Source organism: Chitinimonas sp., from assembly GCF_036568685.1.
In the GTDB taxonomy this organism is placed as follows: Bacteria; Pseudomonadota; Gammaproteobacteria; order Burkholderiales; family Chitinimonadaceae; genus Chitinimonas.
Map to the genome: position 1 here is coordinate 1 of NZ_DATCSC010000036.1, position 13,884 is coordinate 13,884.

15 protein-coding genes and 1 riboswitch are annotated in these 13,884 nt (G+C 67.5%); of the genes, 3 read left to right on the forward strand and 12 right to left on the reverse strand.

Annotated elements, in window-relative coordinates; translation table 11 throughout:
- Positions 1-75: 75 nt before the first annotated feature.
- From VIM95_RS05935 to VIM95_RS05975, 9 genes are read right to left on the reverse strand one after another with little or no spacing between them, the layout of a single operon-like run.
- A complete protein-coding gene (locus tag VIM95_RS05935) occupies positions 76-843 on the reverse strand; it encodes an ABC transporter ATP-binding protein (protein ID WP_331984028.1) in 768 nt (255 codons plus the stop codon).
- Positions 840-1,832 (reverse strand): iron ABC transporter permease, encoded by a 993-nt coding sequence (locus VIM95_RS05940; RefSeq protein ID WP_331984031.1) that lies wholly within the window; start codon positions 1,830-1,832, stop codon positions 840-842. The genes VIM95_RS05935 and VIM95_RS05940 overlap by 4 nt, the downstream gene beginning before the upstream one ends.
- Positions 1,829-2,689, reverse strand: a complete 861-nt coding sequence (locus VIM95_RS05945; RefSeq protein ID WP_331984033.1) for a cobalamin-binding protein — start codon at positions 2,687-2,689, stop codon at positions 1,829-1,831. The genes VIM95_RS05940 and VIM95_RS05945 overlap by 4 nt, the downstream gene beginning before the upstream one ends.
- Positions 2,690-2,694: 5 nt before the next feature.
- Positions 2,695-3,297 (reverse strand): cob(I)yrinic acid a,c-diamide adenosyltransferase, encoded by a 603-nt coding sequence (gene cobO, locus VIM95_RS05950; RefSeq protein WP_331984035.1) that lies wholly within the window; start codon positions 3,295-3,297, stop codon positions 2,695-2,697.
- Positions 3,294-4,319, reverse strand: coding sequence for a threonine-phosphate decarboxylase CobD (gene cobD, locus VIM95_RS05955; protein ID WP_331984037.1), 1,026 nt, complete (start codon positions 4,317-4,319; stop codon positions 3,294-3,296). Before cobD ends, cobO begins: the two co-directional genes overlap by 4 nt.
- Positions 4,316-5,251, reverse strand: coding sequence for an adenosylcobinamide-phosphate synthase CbiB (gene cbiB, locus VIM95_RS05960; RefSeq protein WP_331984039.1), 936 nt, complete (start codon positions 5,249-5,251; stop codon positions 4,316-4,318). Before cbiB ends, cobD begins: the two co-directional genes overlap by 4 nt.
- Positions 5,244-6,299: a nicotinate-nucleotide--dimethylbenzimidazole phosphoribosyltransferase gene (gene cobT, locus VIM95_RS05965; RefSeq protein ID WP_331984041.1), complete on the reverse strand. Its 1,056-nt coding sequence runs from the start codon at positions 6,297-6,299 to the stop codon at positions 5,244-5,246. The genes cbiB and cobT overlap by 8 nt, the downstream gene beginning before the upstream one ends.
- An 11-nt stretch (positions 6,300-6,310) precedes the next feature.
- Entirely contained in the window at positions 6,311-6,829 is a 519-nt protein-coding gene (gene cobU / locus VIM95_RS05970) for a bifunctional adenosylcobinamide kinase/adenosylcobinamide-phosphate guanylyltransferase (protein WP_331984043.1), read from the reverse strand.
- Entirely contained in the window at positions 6,826-8,685 is a 1,860-nt protein-coding gene (locus VIM95_RS05975) for a TonB-dependent receptor domain-containing protein (RefSeq protein WP_331984045.1), read from the reverse strand. Before VIM95_RS05975 ends, cobU begins: the two co-directional genes overlap by 4 nt.
- 173 nt (positions 8,686-8,858) lie before the next feature.
- Positions 8,859-9,046, reverse strand: a riboswitch (cobalamin riboswitch).
- 120 nt (positions 9,047-9,166) lie between these two features.
- On the opposite strand from VIM95_RS05975, the gene VIM95_RS05980 reads away from it, so the two are divergent.
- Positions 9,167-9,472 (forward strand): hypothetical protein, encoded by a 306-nt coding sequence (locus VIM95_RS05980; protein WP_331984047.1) that lies wholly within the window; start codon positions 9,167-9,169, stop codon positions 9,470-9,472.
- Positions 9,473-9,555: 83 nt separating this feature from the next.
- A complete protein-coding gene (locus VIM95_RS05985; RefSeq protein WP_331984049.1) occupies positions 9,556-10,122 on the forward strand; it encodes a GNAT family N-acetyltransferase in 567 nt (188 codons plus the stop codon).
- Here the strand turns inward: VIM95_RS05985 and VIM95_RS05990 are convergent.
- The 3 genes from VIM95_RS05990 to VIM95_RS06000 form a co-directional block, all read right to left on the reverse strand.
- A complete protein-coding gene (locus VIM95_RS05990; RefSeq protein ID WP_331984051.1) occupies positions 10,119-10,973 on the reverse strand; it encodes a sterol desaturase family protein in 855 nt (284 codons plus the stop codon). The two genes, VIM95_RS05985 and VIM95_RS05990, sit on opposite strands and share 4 nt — an antisense overlap.
- A 180-nt stretch (positions 10,974-11,153) precedes the next feature.
- Positions 11,154-11,843, reverse strand: coding sequence for an LrgB family protein (locus VIM95_RS05995; protein WP_331984053.1), 690 nt, complete (start codon positions 11,841-11,843; stop codon positions 11,154-11,156).
- Entirely contained in the window at positions 11,840-12,241 is a 402-nt protein-coding gene (locus VIM95_RS06000) for a CidA/LrgA family protein (protein WP_331984055.1), read from the reverse strand. The genes VIM95_RS05995 and VIM95_RS06000 overlap by 4 nt, the downstream gene beginning before the upstream one ends.
- 161 nt (positions 12,242-12,402) lie before the next feature.
- Here VIM95_RS06000 and glpD point away from each other — a divergent pair, with 161 nt between their 5' ends.
- Entirely contained in the window at positions 12,403-13,884 is a 1,482-nt protein-coding gene (gene glpD, locus VIM95_RS06005) for a glycerol-3-phosphate dehydrogenase (RefSeq protein ID WP_331984057.1), read from the forward strand.

Here is a 13,884-nt window from a genome sequence, read left to right on the forward strand (position 1 = left end):
CCGGCAGGTCCAGCCGGCCGTAGCAGCGGCCTTCGCCCGCCTGGCAGGGTGGGTGGCGCAGCAGAATCAGCCTGCTCACGCCGCCGCTCCTGGCAGGAACCAGGGTTGGCCATCGACCTGCAGGCTGCGTACCGGATGGCGGTAGAGGGCGCTCAGGTGTTCGGCGGTGAGTACTTCGGCCACCGGACCGGCCTGCCAGCGGCCGTCGCCGAACAAGAGCAGGGCGTGGCTGGCGAAGTGGTGGGCATGGTTGGGCTCATGGCTGACCAGCAGCAAGGCGCGGCCTTGTCGCGCTTCCTCGGCTAGTACCGTCAGGGCTTGCTGCTGGTGGCGCAGGTCCAGTTGTGACAGCGGCTCGTCGAGCAGCAGCAGGGGCGCCTGTTGGGCCAGCGCGGCGGCCAGACCCGCGCGACGCCGCTCGCCACCGGAGAGGGTGGCGAGGTCCCGCCCGGCCAGGTGGGCCAGATCAAGCCGCTCCAGCTGCGCCAGAGCCAGCTGCCGGTCGGTCTCGCTCTCCCAGTCCCAGCGACCCAGGTGCGGGTGGCGGCCGGTCAGGGCTTTTTCCAGCACGGTCAGCGGGAAGGCAACATCGTCCTGCTGGGTAAGCCAAGCCAGTTGGCGGGCGCGCTCCCGGCGCGGCAGGTCGGCCAATGGCTTGTTGCCCAGGGTGATCGAGCCGGTCAGGTTGGCCCGCCAGCCGGCCAGGGTGGCCAAGAGGCTGCTCTTGCCGCAGCCGTTCTCGCCCAGCAGCAGCCAGCGCTCACCGGGCCGGATATCGAGATCCAGGCCGGCACACAGCAGTCGCTCGCCCTGCTGCAGGCTCAGGCCGCGTACCTGCATCATCGGCGGCCCCCGCGCTGCTGCAGCAGCCACAGAAAGACCGGCACACCGGCCAGCGAGGTCACTACCCCCACCGGCAGCTGCTGTGGCGCTAGGATGATGCGCGAGCCGATATCGGCCGCCAGCAGCACACAGCCGCCGCCCAGTGCGCTGGCTGGGAGCAGGAGGCGGATGTCCTGGCCCAGCAGGAGGCGCAGTGCATGTGGCACGATCAGGCCGACAAAGCCGATCATGCCGGCCGTGGTCACCGCTACTGCGGTGGCGGCGGCCGAGCAGAAATACAGCAGCCATTGCAGCCGAAGGGTGTGGCTGCCCAGGGCGTGGGCGGCCTCGCGGCCGTGGCTCATCAGATTGAGGTCACGCGACCATGGCCAGAGCAGGACCAGCAAGGCCAGCAAGGCTGCCGCGGCGGCCGGCCAGTGCGCGCCGGAGAGATCGCCCAGCATCCAGTAGATCATGCCGCGCAAGAGGCCCTCGGGAGCCAGGCTCAGCAGCAAGGAACTCAACGCCGAGGCAAAGGAGGCCAGCGCTATGCCGGTGAGCAGCAAGCGGGCCTGCTGGCTGGAATGGTCGTTACGTGCCAGGGCGAATACCAGCAGGGTGGTGGCCAGTGCGCCGCCACCGGCCGCCAGCGAGACCAGCACGCTGCCGGCCCCCAGCAAGAGGGCGGTCAGTGCTCCCACGCTGGCGCCACCCGAGGTACCCAGCACATAGGGCTCGGCCAGCGGGTTGCGCAGCAGGATCTGCTGCAAGAGGCCAGCCAGTGCAAGCAACCCGCCCACCGCCAGCGCCGCCAGGCTGCGCGGCAACCGTAGCGAGAGCACCACATCGCGCGCCAGCAGGGCATCGGGACCGTCGTTCCACAGCTGCCAGGGCCGGTAGGCGGTACTGCCCAGGCATAGGCTGGCGCACAGCAGAATGGCGGTGAGCAGCAACAGGGAAGCCAAGGTCAGCAGCAGCCGGCGCCGGCTCAAGGGGGCGTGGTGCTTCACTGGCGGGCTTGCTCCACCACCTGGCAGAGCGCTTCGGCGCCGTCCACCAGACGCGGGCCCATGCGGCTCAAGAGGTCGGGCGGCAGGATGTAGAGCTGCTGCCTGGCGGTGGCCGCCAAGCGCGGCCAGCGCCGCCAGCGGTCCAGCCAGTTGACCTTGTTGCTGGCCTCGCCACTGGTGGCGATCAAGGCCGGGTTGGCGGTGATCACCGCCTCCTCGTCCACGGTGGGGACGAGGCTGGGCAGGTTGGCAAAGACATTCTCGGCCCCGCACAGGTGCATCACGTCAGAGATGATCTGCTCACGGTTGATGGTCATCAGCGGCCTGTCCCAGACCTGGTAGAACATGCGTACCGGCTTCTTCCCGGCGTAGCGGGCCTCGAGCTTGGCAAGGCGGCTACGGAACTCGGCCGCCGCGGCCTTGCCACCGGCTTCCTGCCCGCTCAAGACGCCTAGCCGCTCCATCACCGTCGGTACCTGGACCAGCTTTTGTGCTTCGTCGTAGAAGACCGGTATGCCCAGGCTCTCTATCTGCTCCAACTGGCGTGCCGGGTTGCCGCTGGGCCAGGCTACGATCAGGTCCGGTTTGAGCGCGCGGATCTTTTCCAGGTCGAAGCTGTTGTAGCCGCCCACCCGCGGCAGGGCCTTGGCGGCGGCCGGGTAGTCGCTGTAGTTGGTGGCGCCGACGATGCGGCTACCGGCGCCGATGGCGTATAGATGCTCGGTCAGGTGCGGCGCCAGGCTGATGATGCGCTGCGCCGGCTGCTTGAGGCTGACCGTGCGGCCCTGGTCATCCTTGACCGCCACGTCGGCGCAGGCGCCCGCCAGCAGCAGGCTGGCCAGCAGGCCGCGCAGCATGGGGCTCACCATTCCAGCCCCCGCTGGGCACGGATGCCGGCCTTGAAGGCGTGCTTTTCGTTGTCGATCACCGAGACGGTGTCGGCGATCTCGCGCAATTCATCCACCGCCGCACGGCCGGTCACCACCACGTGCTGCAGCTCGGGGCGGGAATCCAGATCGGCGATCACGCGGGCCTTGTCCAGGTAGCCATAGCTCAGGCAGTAGGTCAGCTCGTCGAGCACCACCAGCTCGTAGCTGGGGTCGGCCAGCATGCGCGCGGCCATTTCCCAGGCGACCTCGGCGCGGCGGGTATCGGCCTCGCGGTTCTGGGTATCCCAGGTAAAGCCGTCACCCATCACATGCCACTCGCAGTGCTGGCCGAGAAAGGCTTCCTCGCCGGTATCGGTGCGGTTCTTGATGAACTGCACCACCCCCACCTTCATGCCATGGCCGATGGCGCGCGCCACCATGCCAAAGGCCGAGGAGGACTTTCCCTTGCCGTTGCCGGTCAGCACCAGCATGACGCCGGTGTCGATATTGGCCTCGGCGATCTTGACGTCGATCAGGGCCTTTTTGCGCGCCATGCGGGCCGCGTGGCGGGCGTTGCGTTCGAGGTCTGCGCTCATGGCGCCTCCGTAATAAGGGATGGATTGGATGACAGAACCATGCGAGCAGCACTGAGCCGGCGCAGGAAAAGCGTCCGCTGGTGCTGGGCGACGAGGCCGAAACGCAGGCCGGCGGGTTCGCTGAAGCGGCGGCACCACAGCCATTCGCGGGCAAGTGCAGCCTGCCAGGCGGCGGCGTGCGGGGTAGGGCACCAGTACAGGAGCGGTAGCTGGCCGGCCGGTGCCAGGCCGGCCTCGGTCAAGGTAGCCGAGAGCCAGCGGCTGTCCTCCTGCAAGCGCTGGCGCTGCGTGGTCTGCCAGGCCAGGTCCTGCAGCGCCAGGCTGCCGGCCCACTGCGCCGGTGCACTCACCGTCCAGGGCCCCAGCCGGGTTTGCAAGGCGGCCAGCAGCGTGGGCTCGGCGGCGGCGAAGCCCAGCCGTATGCCGGCCAGGCCAAAGAACTTGCCTACCGAGCGCAGTACCACGAGGCCCGGCAGGCCGATATGTGGCAGCAGGCTGTGCGTGCCATCGAGGTCGGCAAAGGCTTCGTCCACCAGCAACCAGCCGCCGCGCTCGGCCAGCGTGGCCTGCCAGGCCAGCAAGCGGGCGGCAGGGTGCTGCAGGGCGGTCGGGTTGTTGGGGTTGACCAGGACCAGCACATCGAGCCCAGGTAGCTGGGCCTCGACGTCGTCGGCGGTCAGCTCGATCACGCTGTGGCCGGCCTGGCGCCATTGCCAGGCATGCTCGGCATAGGCCGGGGTAATCACCCCGACCCGGCTGCGGGCCCTCAGCTGGGGCAGCAGCGCGATGGCAGCCTGGCTACCGGGCAGGGCCAGCAGCTGCCGGGTGCCGTAGTAGGCCCGTGCGGCGGCCAGCAGGGTCTCGTCCTGCCCGGGCAGGCGCTGCCAGACCTCGCGCGGGACGGGTGGCAAGGGGTAAGGGTAGGGGGAGATGCCGCTGGAACAGTCCAGCCAGTCGCTGGCCATGCCGCCGTAGCTCGCCATGGCGCGCTGCAGATCGCCGCCATGTTGGGGTGGGTTCACAACAGCCATCGCGCGCTCCCCAGGCCAACCAGCACCACCAGCCACAGCAGCACGCTGCGTTGTACCAGGCGCAGACCGCGCAGCACGTCGTGGCTGCCGGGGCTGGCACCGGCGCCAAGTCGTGGGCGTGCTTCCCTCTGGCCGTGGTAGCAGGCATCGCCACCCAGCTCGACGGACAGGGCGCCGGCACCCGCCGCCATCACCGGACCGGCATTGGGGCTGTCCCATAGCGGGCCCTGCTGCTGCCAGCAGTGCCAGGCCAGGCGGCTTTGCCCGAGCAGGGTATAGCTCAGCGCGGTCAGTCGGGCCGGCAGCCAGTTGAGCACATCGTCGGCACGGGCGGCACAGCGGCCAAAGTAGAGAAATTGCGGGCTGCGGTAGCCCCACATGGCATCCAGGGTATTGGCCAGCCGGTGCAGCAGCGCGCCGTAACCACCCAGCAGGGCAAACCAGAACAGGGTGGCGAAGATGGCGTCGGAGCCGTTCTCCAGCGTCGATTCCAGGGTGGCCTTGCTGATCCCGGCGCGGTCCAGCGCACTGCAGTCACGGCTGACGATGCGGGCCAGCTGCTGGCGGGCCAGGGGCAGATCACCGGCGCGCAGCGGCCGCAATATCGCCACCACATGGCTATGCAGGCTGTGCGCGCCGAGCGCGAACCAGAACGCCCAGGCGTCCAGCAGCCAGGCATACGAAGCCGGCAGCGCCTGCTCGAGCAGGCCATAGACGCCCAAACAGCCGCCGAGCAACAAGACCCAGGCCAAGGTGCCGCGCAGCAGCGGCTGCCGGCCACTGTTGCTGCGCCGCTCCAGCATCTGCGCCAGCCGGCCGAAACCGACCAGCGGGTGCCAGCGGCGCGGCTCGCCCCAGAGCGCCTCGAGTACGAGGCCGCCCAGCAGCGCGGCCAACCAGGGGCCGGGCGCCAATTCAAGCATCGCGGTCGCTGACGCCGGCCTGCTCGAAGGTTGCCATGCCGGCGTGCAGGGCACAGGCCAGTTGCAGGATGGGGTAGGCGCTGGCGGCACCACTGCCTTCGCCCAGCCGCATGCCCAGCTGCAGCATGGGTGTGCCGTTCAGGGCTTTCAGTACCTTGGCGTGGGCCGGTTCGGCCGATTGGTGGCCGAACAGCAGCCAGTCTGCGGTGCCGGGGTTGAGGCGGCAGGCGGCCAGGGCGGCCACGCTGCTGATCAGGCCGTCCACCAGCACCGGCAGGCCCAGCTGGGCGCAGGCGATATAGGCGCCGGCCAGGGCGGCGATCTCGCAGCCGCCCAGGGTGGCCAGTGCCTGGAAGGGGTCATCCAGCCGGCCAGCATGCAGGGTCAGCGCGTCTTGCAGCAGGCGGGCTTTGCGGGCCACGGCTTCAGGGTTCAGACCGGTGCCAGGGCCGACCAGGTCGGCCACGTCTTCGCCCAGCCAGACGGCCGCCAGGGCACTGGCGCTGCTGGTATTGCCTATGCCCATCTCGCCGCCGATAAAACAGTCGGCACCCGCCTGCTTGGCCCGCTGCGCGGCGGCGCGGCCGGCGGCCAGGGCGGCGGTCAGGGTTTCGGCCTGCATGGCGGGCTGTGTCAGGAAGTTGTCGGTGCCGGCCACGGTCTTGGCCTGTACCACGCCGGGTAAGGCCGAGGTGTCGGAGGCGACACCCACGTCCACCACCTCGAAGCGGGCATTGATCTGCTTGGCCAGCACGCAGATGGCGGCGCCACCACGGCTGAAATTGGCCACCATCTGCGCGGTGACTTCGCGCGGGTAGGCCGAGACGCCGGCCTCGGCGATGCCGTGGTCGGCGGCAAACACGCTGATCCAGGGTTGCGCCAGATGGGGGCGCTCGCGGCCCTGTAGAAAAGCCAGCCGGATCACCAGCCGTTCCAGCTCGCCCAGTGCCCCCTCGGGTTTGGTCAGGATGCGCTGCCTTTGCGCTGCTGCGGTGGCGGCGGTGTGGTCGAGCAGATAGGGCGCTTGTGCCCACCAGTGGGTTTGCATTGGAGGGGCTCCTAGAGCGAGGTTCGTTTCACGGCCATGGGCAGACCGGCAACGACCAGGGTCACTGCGGGACATAGCGCGGCCAGGTCTTGGTGCAGGCGGCCGGCTTCATCGCGGAAGTGGCGGGCCAGGGCGTTGTCGGGGACGATGCCGTAGCCCACCTCATTGCTGACCAATTTGAGTGGCGAGGGAAAGTCCGCTACGGCTTGCACAAGGGCTGCGCGCTCGACCTGCCAGTCGGCAGGCGTATCGCGGCACAGCCAGTTCGACAGCCACAGGGTCAGGCAGTCGATGACGACGAACTGCCCAGCCTGGGCGTGCAGGGCCGCTGCCAGCTGCAGCGGCGCTTCCACGCTTTGCCAATGGCTGGGGCGCTCGGCGCGGTGATGCTGGATGCGCGCTTGCATCTCCGCGTCGAAGGCCTCGGCGGTGGCGACCCAGCACACCGGCCCGCTATGGGCCAGTGCCTGGTTCAGCGCGTAGCGGCTCTTGCCGCTACGCGCGCCGCCGAGGACCAGCTCGGCGTTCACTTGGGTTGCCAGCGCACACTGACGAGGGCGGTACGGCCCACGGTGCCGTAGTCGGTCACCAAGGTGTAGTCGCGATCGAACACATTGTTGACGCGGGCGCTGAGCTGCCACTCCGGCGCGACCTGCCAGCTGGCCGAGAGATTGGTCACGGCGTAGCCGGCCAGGCGCTGCGTGTTGCCGGCGTTGTTCCAGCGCTTGCCCTGGGCCTGCACTTCGACACGGGTTTCCACCTCGCCCAGGTTCAGGGCGCCGTAGACGGTGGCGGCCTGGCGGGCGCGGCGGGCCAGCTGCTTGCCGTCGGCGCTGCCGCCCGAGCTGTCGCGGGCATTGAGCCAGTCGATATGGCCGCCCAAGAGCCAGGCATCCTGCTGCCATTCGGCCTGCCAGGTAGCGCCGCTCAGGGTGGCCTTGCCGATATTGCCGGTGCTGAAGGTGGAGGGGTCGTACTGCAAGAGGTCGCGCACCACATTGCGGTAGACCGTCAGGCTGCTGCTTAGGGCGCCATCCTTGTAGCGGGCGAAGGCTTCAGTGCTGACCGACTCTTCGGGCTTGAGCGCGGCATTGCCAAAGCCGGGGTAGTAGAGCTCATTGAAGGTCGGGGCACGGAAGCCGGTGCCGGCGCTGCCGCCAAGCTGCCAGCTCGGGGCCAGCTGCCAGCTCAGGCCCACGGTACCGCTGGTGTGGTCGCCGAACTGCGAGTTGTCATCCCAGCGCAGATTGGTCTGCACGGTAGCGTCGCCGATGCGCGCCAGGTAGCCACCGAACACACTGTTGATACGGCGCTGGCTGACGTCGTAGACGGTATCGCCGCTGACCTTCTGCTGCAGCGTTTCCAGACCCAGGGTCGCGGTACCGAGGCCCAGCTTGACGTCGTTCTGCCAGCTGAACTGGGTCTGGCGGGTGTTGATCTCGCTCTTGAGGTCGCGCAGATCGGTGGCCGAGACCGGGCCGAAGTTGGCACTGTTGTCCTCGCTCAAGCCGGCTTGCAGCCGGGCGGTCCAGGCATCGCTCAACTGGTGGCGGCTCCATACGGTGGCGCTGCCCTGCACACCCTGGTCGCGATAGTCGTAGTTCTTGCTCGGGTAGCTGCTGTCGTACTGGTTGTGCTCGTCAGCCAAGAGGATGCTGCCACCCAGTTCGTTGGCGGCGTCCAGCTTGCGGCTCAGCGAGGCACTGAGGCTGGTGTTGCGGTAGCCGTCGCGGTCCGGGTTGTAGTTGCTGTTCTTGGGGTTGGCGATGGCGCTGACACCGTCGGTCTTGTTGTGGGCTACGGCCACGGCGTAGCGGGTGCCGTCGACCTCGCCACCGAGGTTGGCGCTCAGGGCGTAGGTGCCCTGGTTGCCGGCGCCGACCTCGACCGCTGCCTCGCCTGCCTTGCTGCCCTTGCGGGTAAAGACCTGGATCACGCCGCCGATTGCGTCGGCGCCGTACATGCTGGCGGCCGGGCCGCGCAGAATCTCGATGCGCTCGATCTGGTCCAGCGGCAGGTGCTGGATGGCAGCACTACCGAGGGTGGCCGAACCATAGCGCACGCCGTCGATCAGCAAGAGGGTGTGCTGGGCGTTGGTACCGCGCAGGAACACGCTGGTCGCCTTGCCGGGGCCGCCGTTGCTGATGATCTGTGCGCCGGGCTGCATGGGCAGAATGTCAGCCAGGCTCTCGCCGCGGTAGTGGTCCAGCGTTTCGCGATCCAGCACGGTCACGTCGCCGATCACCTCGCGTTGCAGCTGCGGCAGGCGGGCGGCGGTCACCACCACGGTATCGTCATTCTTGGGGGCGTCGGCGGCGAAGCCGGAGAGGCTGGCGGCGAGGGCCGTCAGGGCAAAGGGAAGCAGGTGTTGCTTGCGGCTGGACATGGGGTTCTCCTGAAACCAGTCTCGTCGTGGGACGAGCAATAGGCGGCAGGAGGACCCAGGGCAGGAATAGGCGCGGGCTGCGGAGGGCAGCGTGGCTCATACCCGCTGCGTGCACCCTGCCGCGCGTCGATATATTCTGCCCGCCCGGGTGGCGGGGGCCGGCTTGCGCGCGGCAGCTGCAGAACCCTAAGGCCGGTATCCGGGCTTGCAAGACTTGACCAGCCGCCTTCCCACGAGCGCACTCGCAGTGGCATGCATGACCGGTCCACACTTGCTTACCGTTGCAGGGACAGCACAGGAATTGCACCTGTTTCCCGTTTAACCGGCCAGAACGGCCGGCACCTTGGAGGACTGCGATTCTACCTTTTAGCGTGCGGCACCGCAGCGATTTATCTGGCAGGCCGGCACAACGGTAGTCGGCGCGGCCTTGAGCTTGGTCGGTGGGCGACGTAAGCTGGCTGCAATACGGAAGGAAATAGCAATGCAGATCAAGCGGGCAATCGAAGTGTGGGAAAAGGGCATGGACGGGGCGCTGGTCGGCCACTGGCCGGTCGCCGACACGATCTCGCCGGTGCGGCTATTGCAGCTCTTTGCCGCCGAGCAGCAGCGGCCCGACCCGGACATGCTGCTTTCCTACTTCCTCACCGCGGACAAGCTCGCTGCGCTGCAGCCCTATGTGGCGCAGCAACTCGACGCCGAGCGCTATGACTTTATCCTCACCGCCTTTGGCCTGCCCAGCGAACGCGCCGAAGCCCACAATGCCAACGAGGAAGAGCCGTTTGACTAGGTGCGCGCCCGGCACGATACGACTAAACCAAAACGGGCGCCAAGGGCGCCCGTTTTCATTGCTGATTGAAATGGAAACAAGCCATGACCGTAATGCGTGACCTGCCCACTGAGCTTTTGACCCCACGCCTTGTGCTGCGTCCGCCCCAACCGGGTGACGGCGAGGCGCTCTATGAAGCAGTTGCTGCTTCCCTGCCGGCGCTCAGGGCCTGGCCCTCCTCGCTGGCTTGGGCGCAGCACGAGCAAAGTGTGCAAGGCTTGGAGCAATTCGCGCGGGAGTCTGCGGCCAACTGGCTGTTGCGCAGTGAGCTGACCCTCCTGGTCTGGGCCCGCGAGGGTGGCCAACTGGTCGGCGCCACCGGCTTGCATGCGCTGGACTGGACTATGCAACGCGGCGAGACCGGCTGGTGGGGCAACACCACGATGCACGGGCAGGGCAAGATGCGGGAGGCGGTGCGCGCCGTGCTGGACTTTGCCTTCGCGCACTGCGGCCTGCGCCGGGTCAGTTGCGTCACCGATGTACGCAATGAGCGTTCGCGCCGCTTGGCCGAGGCCGTCGGCCTGCAAGCGGAAGGTCTGTTGCGTGGCTACTACCCCGAGGGCGACGGCATGCTCTATGCCCGGCTGGCTGGCGACGAAGCCCGCGCCTAAGGGGTGACTTGCGTTTCCTTGGTCGCGGGCTTCTCGTCCCACTCCGGCGGCATCCACAGATGGCGCAGGTCCTTGTCGCGCCAGACGGCGCGGAACATGGCGATCCATTCGTGGAAGGTCAGCTTGAGCGGGTTATGGCCCTTGACCTGGACCACGATGCCATAGCGCGGCGCTTCCCCTTCTTCCACATAGCTGCCGAAGAGCTTGTCCCAGATGATCAGTACGCCAGCGTAGTTGCGGTCTATGTACTGCGGGTTCTTGGCGTGGTGCACGCGATGGTGCGAGGGGGTGTTGAAGACATGCTCGATCCAGCCCAGCTTGCCGATGGCCTCGGTATGGACGAAGAACTGGAAGGCGAGGTTGAGCCCCACCACCAGGATGACGAGGTCGGGCGAGAAGCCCAGCCAGGCCATGGGCAGCCAGAACAGCCACATGCCCGAGATCGGGTAGGTCAGGCTCTGGCGGAAGGCGGTGGAGAGGTTGAGCCGCTCGCTGGAGTGGTGGGTCACATGACTGGCCCATAGCCAGCGCACCCGGTGGCTGGCGCGGTGGAAGAAGTAGTAGAGGAAGTCCTGGATCAAAAAGGCTGCCAGCACGCTCCAGGCCGTATTGGGGAAGGCGTGCAGGCCGTGCGTGAAGGCCCAGGTGTAGGCGGTCTTGATAAACAGCAGGGTGGCGACCAGGTCGGCCCCTTGGTGCATGAGTGCCAGACCGGCATTGGAGAGCGTATCGGTCAGTGAATATTTGGCGATGCCGCGCTTGCGCCAGTACCACGCTTCCCAGGCGATGCAGAGCAGGAAGACGGGTGCCAGGGCGAGCAGCACGAGACCGGGGTCGAAGCCAAGTTCCATAAGAGATCAAGCAAGCGATAGATAACGCATGCTGCCTGCTTGCGGCCCGGCTGTCATGACGCAGCGCACCCAAGACCGACCGGCGGTCGAACGTTGTGGCGCCTGGGCCATGCTTGTGTGCGCGGTGTAAGCACGGCGCAAGCTTTGCTGGTGCTGTATGGCCTTAGCTGGGACGGCCGTTCAGATCACCCACTGAGCGAACCAGGGGGCTAAAAGCACCATGAGAATGCCGGCGAACATCATCACCAGGCTGGCGACGGCCCCCTCCTCGGCGCCGATCTCGCGCGCCTTGACCGTGCCGGCGGCATGGGCCGCTGCCCCGAATAGTGCGCCGCGTGCCAGCTTGGAGCGCAGACCCAGGAGGACCAGCATGGCCTCGCCGAGGATCATGCCGAACACGCCGGTGACGATCACGAACAGGGCGGTGAGCTGGTGTGAGCCACCGAAGTAGTCGCTGGCCAGGATGGCGAAGGGGGTGGAGACCGAGCGCGGCAAGAGGCTACGGGCGACTTCATCCGGCAGATGGAAGAGCCGCGCCAGCAGCCAGGAGGAGGCGAGGCCCAGCAGTACGCCTACCACCACCCCGGCGGTCAAAGAGAGCGGGTAGCGCCGGATCAGCTCGCGCTGGTGGTAGATGGGCAGGGCGAAGGCCACGGTGGCGGGGCCCAAGAGCCAGACCAGCCAACGGGTATCGGCAAAGTAGACGGCGTAGGGGATGCCGCTGACGACTACCAGGAGGATCAAGAGCGCCGGCACGGTCACCAAGGGCAGCAGCCACGGGCGCGGCCAGCGCGCATAGGCAGCCTTGCCGAGGTAGTAGCAGCACAGCGTGACCATGAAGCAGGCGGCGGCGAGCAGGGTAGGGTTCATGGCGCCTTGCCCTCCCGCTTGGCGTGGCGGCGGCACTCGAAGCGGAACACCCAGTCCACCACGAGGCCGGTGCCCACCATCACCACCAGCATGCCCAGGAGCAGCACCAACAGCAGCCGCCAACCCTGGCTGACGATCAGCGGGCCGAAGTTGACCACCGCCACCACGGGCGGGATGAAGAACAGCAGCATCTCGGCCAGCAACCAGTCGGCGCCGCGCTGCACATGGCGGCTGGGCAGAATGCCGCTGAACAGCAGCAGGCAGACGAGGCTCAGGCCGATCACGCTGCCCGGTAGGGACCAGCCGGCGGCCCGCGCCAGCGCGTCCGAGCCCAACCAGACCACCACAAAGAAGAATATCTGCGCCAACACGAGGCCGGCACGCGCCAAGCGCTGCATCCGCCATCCGCCCTGCATTCTGAAAACAGCCCCGAGCTTACGGCAGGCTGCTGCACCGCGGTATGACTTGTGGCGATTTACCGCCCTACATTTGGCTATAGCGGTGGCAAGCCGCTTGCGGACTGGCTGTGGCGGGGTTCTGCGACTATCTTGGGTAGGCGATGGAAGAGAATAACTACGACCTCTTGGTGATCGGCGGCGGCATTAACGGCGCTGGCATTGCCAACCATGCCGCCCAGGGCGGGCTCAAGGTACTGCTGGTGGAGCAGGGCGACCTGGCCGGTGCCACTTCGTCTGCCTCCAGCAAGTTGATCCACGGCGGGCTGCGCTACCTGGAGCACCGCGAGTTCCGCCTGGTGCGCGAGGCGCTCAGCGAACGCGAGATACTGCTCCGTATGGCGCCTCACCTGGTTTGGCCGCTGAGCTTTGTGCTTCCTCACCACGCGGGTCTCAGGCCCGGTTGGTTGATCCGGTTGGGCCTCCTGCTCTATGACCACCTGGGTGGACGGCGTAAGTTGGCTGCCTCCAAGGGCATCAATCTGCGCAAGCATGCCTGGGGTGCGCTGCTCAAGGCGGAGTTCCGGCGTGGTTTTGTTTATTCCGACTGCTGGGCAGACGACGCGCGGCTGGTGGTGGCCAATGCCATGCAGTGTCGCGAGCTCGGTGGCACGGTGCGCACGCGTACCCGCATGCTCAAGGCGCAGCGCGAAGGCCGGCAGTGGCGGGTTGAGCTGCAGACACAGGATGGCCGGTCCGAAACGGTGCGCGCCCGGGCCCTGGTCAATGCCGCCGGTCCTTGGGTGGAGCGGGTATTGCGTGAGGCCCTGCACCTGGGCACGCGGGATTCGGTCCGCCTCGTAAAGGGCAGCCATATCGTGGTGCCGGCTCTGCACGACGGACCGCAAGCCTATATCCTGCAGCACCAGGATGGCCGCATCGTCTTTGTGCTGCCCTATGAAGGACGCTACAGCCTGATCGGCACCACCGACGTGGTGCACCAGGGCGAGCCGGGCGAGGTGTATTGCTCGGACGAGGAGGTCGCCTATCTATGCGAGCTGGTAGGCGACTATTTCCAGCAGCCACCGCACCCGGCCGACGTGGTCTGGCGCTATGCCGGGGTGCGGCCGCTGTATGACGACAGGCGCGGCAACCCTTCCGCCATCACCCGCGACTACACCATGCGATTGGACCGAGAGGGCGCGCCGGTGTTGTCCATATTCGGTGGCAAGCTCACCACCTACCGCCAGCTGGCGCGCCATGCGCTGCAGCAGTTACAGTCCTATTTCGAGCGCATGCAGCTGCCCGCTACGCCGCCGGTACTGCCCGGTGGCAACCTGCCGGACGCTGACTTCGAAGCCTTCCACCAGCAGCTATGCCGCCAGTACACCGGCTTGCCGGCCGATCTGCTACGCCGGCTGGCGCACTGCTATGGCGACCGGCTGGAGCGGCTGCTAGCCGGCGCGGCCAGCGAGGCTGACCTCGGCCGCCATTTCGGTGCCGGCCTGTATGAGCGGGAGGTGCGCTATCTGCAGCGCGAGGAATGGGCGCTGAGCGCCGAGGACATACTTTGGCGCCGCACCAAGCTCGGGCTGCATCTGAGCGAAGCCGAGCGGCAGGCCCTGGCGGACTGGCTGGCGACTTAG

What these genes read in the sequence shown, in the direction of transcription:
- VIM95_RS05935 (WP_331984028.1), bottom strand. Translation starts at nt 843, where the DNA reads ATGATGCAGGTACGCGGCCTGAGCCTGCAGCAGGGCGAGCGACTGCTG.
- VIM95_RS05945 (WP_331984033.1), bottom strand. Translation starts at nt 2,689, where the DNA reads ATGCTGCGCGGCCTGCTGGCCAGCCTGCTGCTGGCGGGCGCCTGCGCC.
- cobO (WP_331984035.1), bottom strand. Translation starts at nt 3,297, where the DNA reads ATGAGCGCAGACCTCGAACGCAACGCCCGCCACGCGGCCCGCATGGCG.
- cbiB (WP_331984039.1), bottom strand. Translation starts at nt 5,251, where the DNA reads ATGCTTGAATTGGCGCCCGGCCCCTGGTTGGCCGCGCTGCTGGGCGGC.
- cobT (WP_331984041.1), bottom strand. Translation starts at nt 6,299, where the DNA reads ATGCAAACCCACTGGTGGGCACAAGCGCCCTATCTGCTCGACCACACC.
- VIM95_RS05975 (WP_331984045.1), bottom strand. Translation starts at nt 8,685, where the DNA reads ATGTCCAGCCGCAAGCAACACCTGCTTCCCTTTGCCCTGACGGCCCTC.
- VIM95_RS05980 (WP_331984047.1), top strand. Translation starts at nt 9,167, where the DNA reads ATGCAGATCAAGCGGGCAATCGAAGTGTGGGAAAAGGGCATGGACGGG.
- VIM95_RS05985 (WP_331984049.1), top strand. Translation starts at nt 9,556, where the DNA reads ATGACCGTAATGCGTGACCTGCCCACTGAGCTTTTGACCCCACGCCTT.
- VIM95_RS05990 (WP_331984051.1), bottom strand. Translation starts at nt 10,973, where the DNA reads ATGGAACTTGGCTTCGACCCCGGTCTCGTGCTGCTCGCCCTGGCACCC.
- VIM95_RS05995 (WP_331984053.1), bottom strand. Translation starts at nt 11,843, where the DNA reads ATGAACCCTACCCTGCTCGCCGCCGCCTGCTTCATGGTCACGCTGTGC.
- VIM95_RS06000 (WP_331984055.1), bottom strand. Translation starts at nt 12,241, where the DNA reads ATGCAGCGCTTGGCGCGTGCCGGCCTCGTGTTGGCGCAGATATTCTTC.
- glpD (WP_331984057.1), top strand. Translation starts at nt 12,403, where the DNA reads ATGGAAGAGAATAACTACGACCTCTTGGTGATCGGCGGCGGCATTAAC.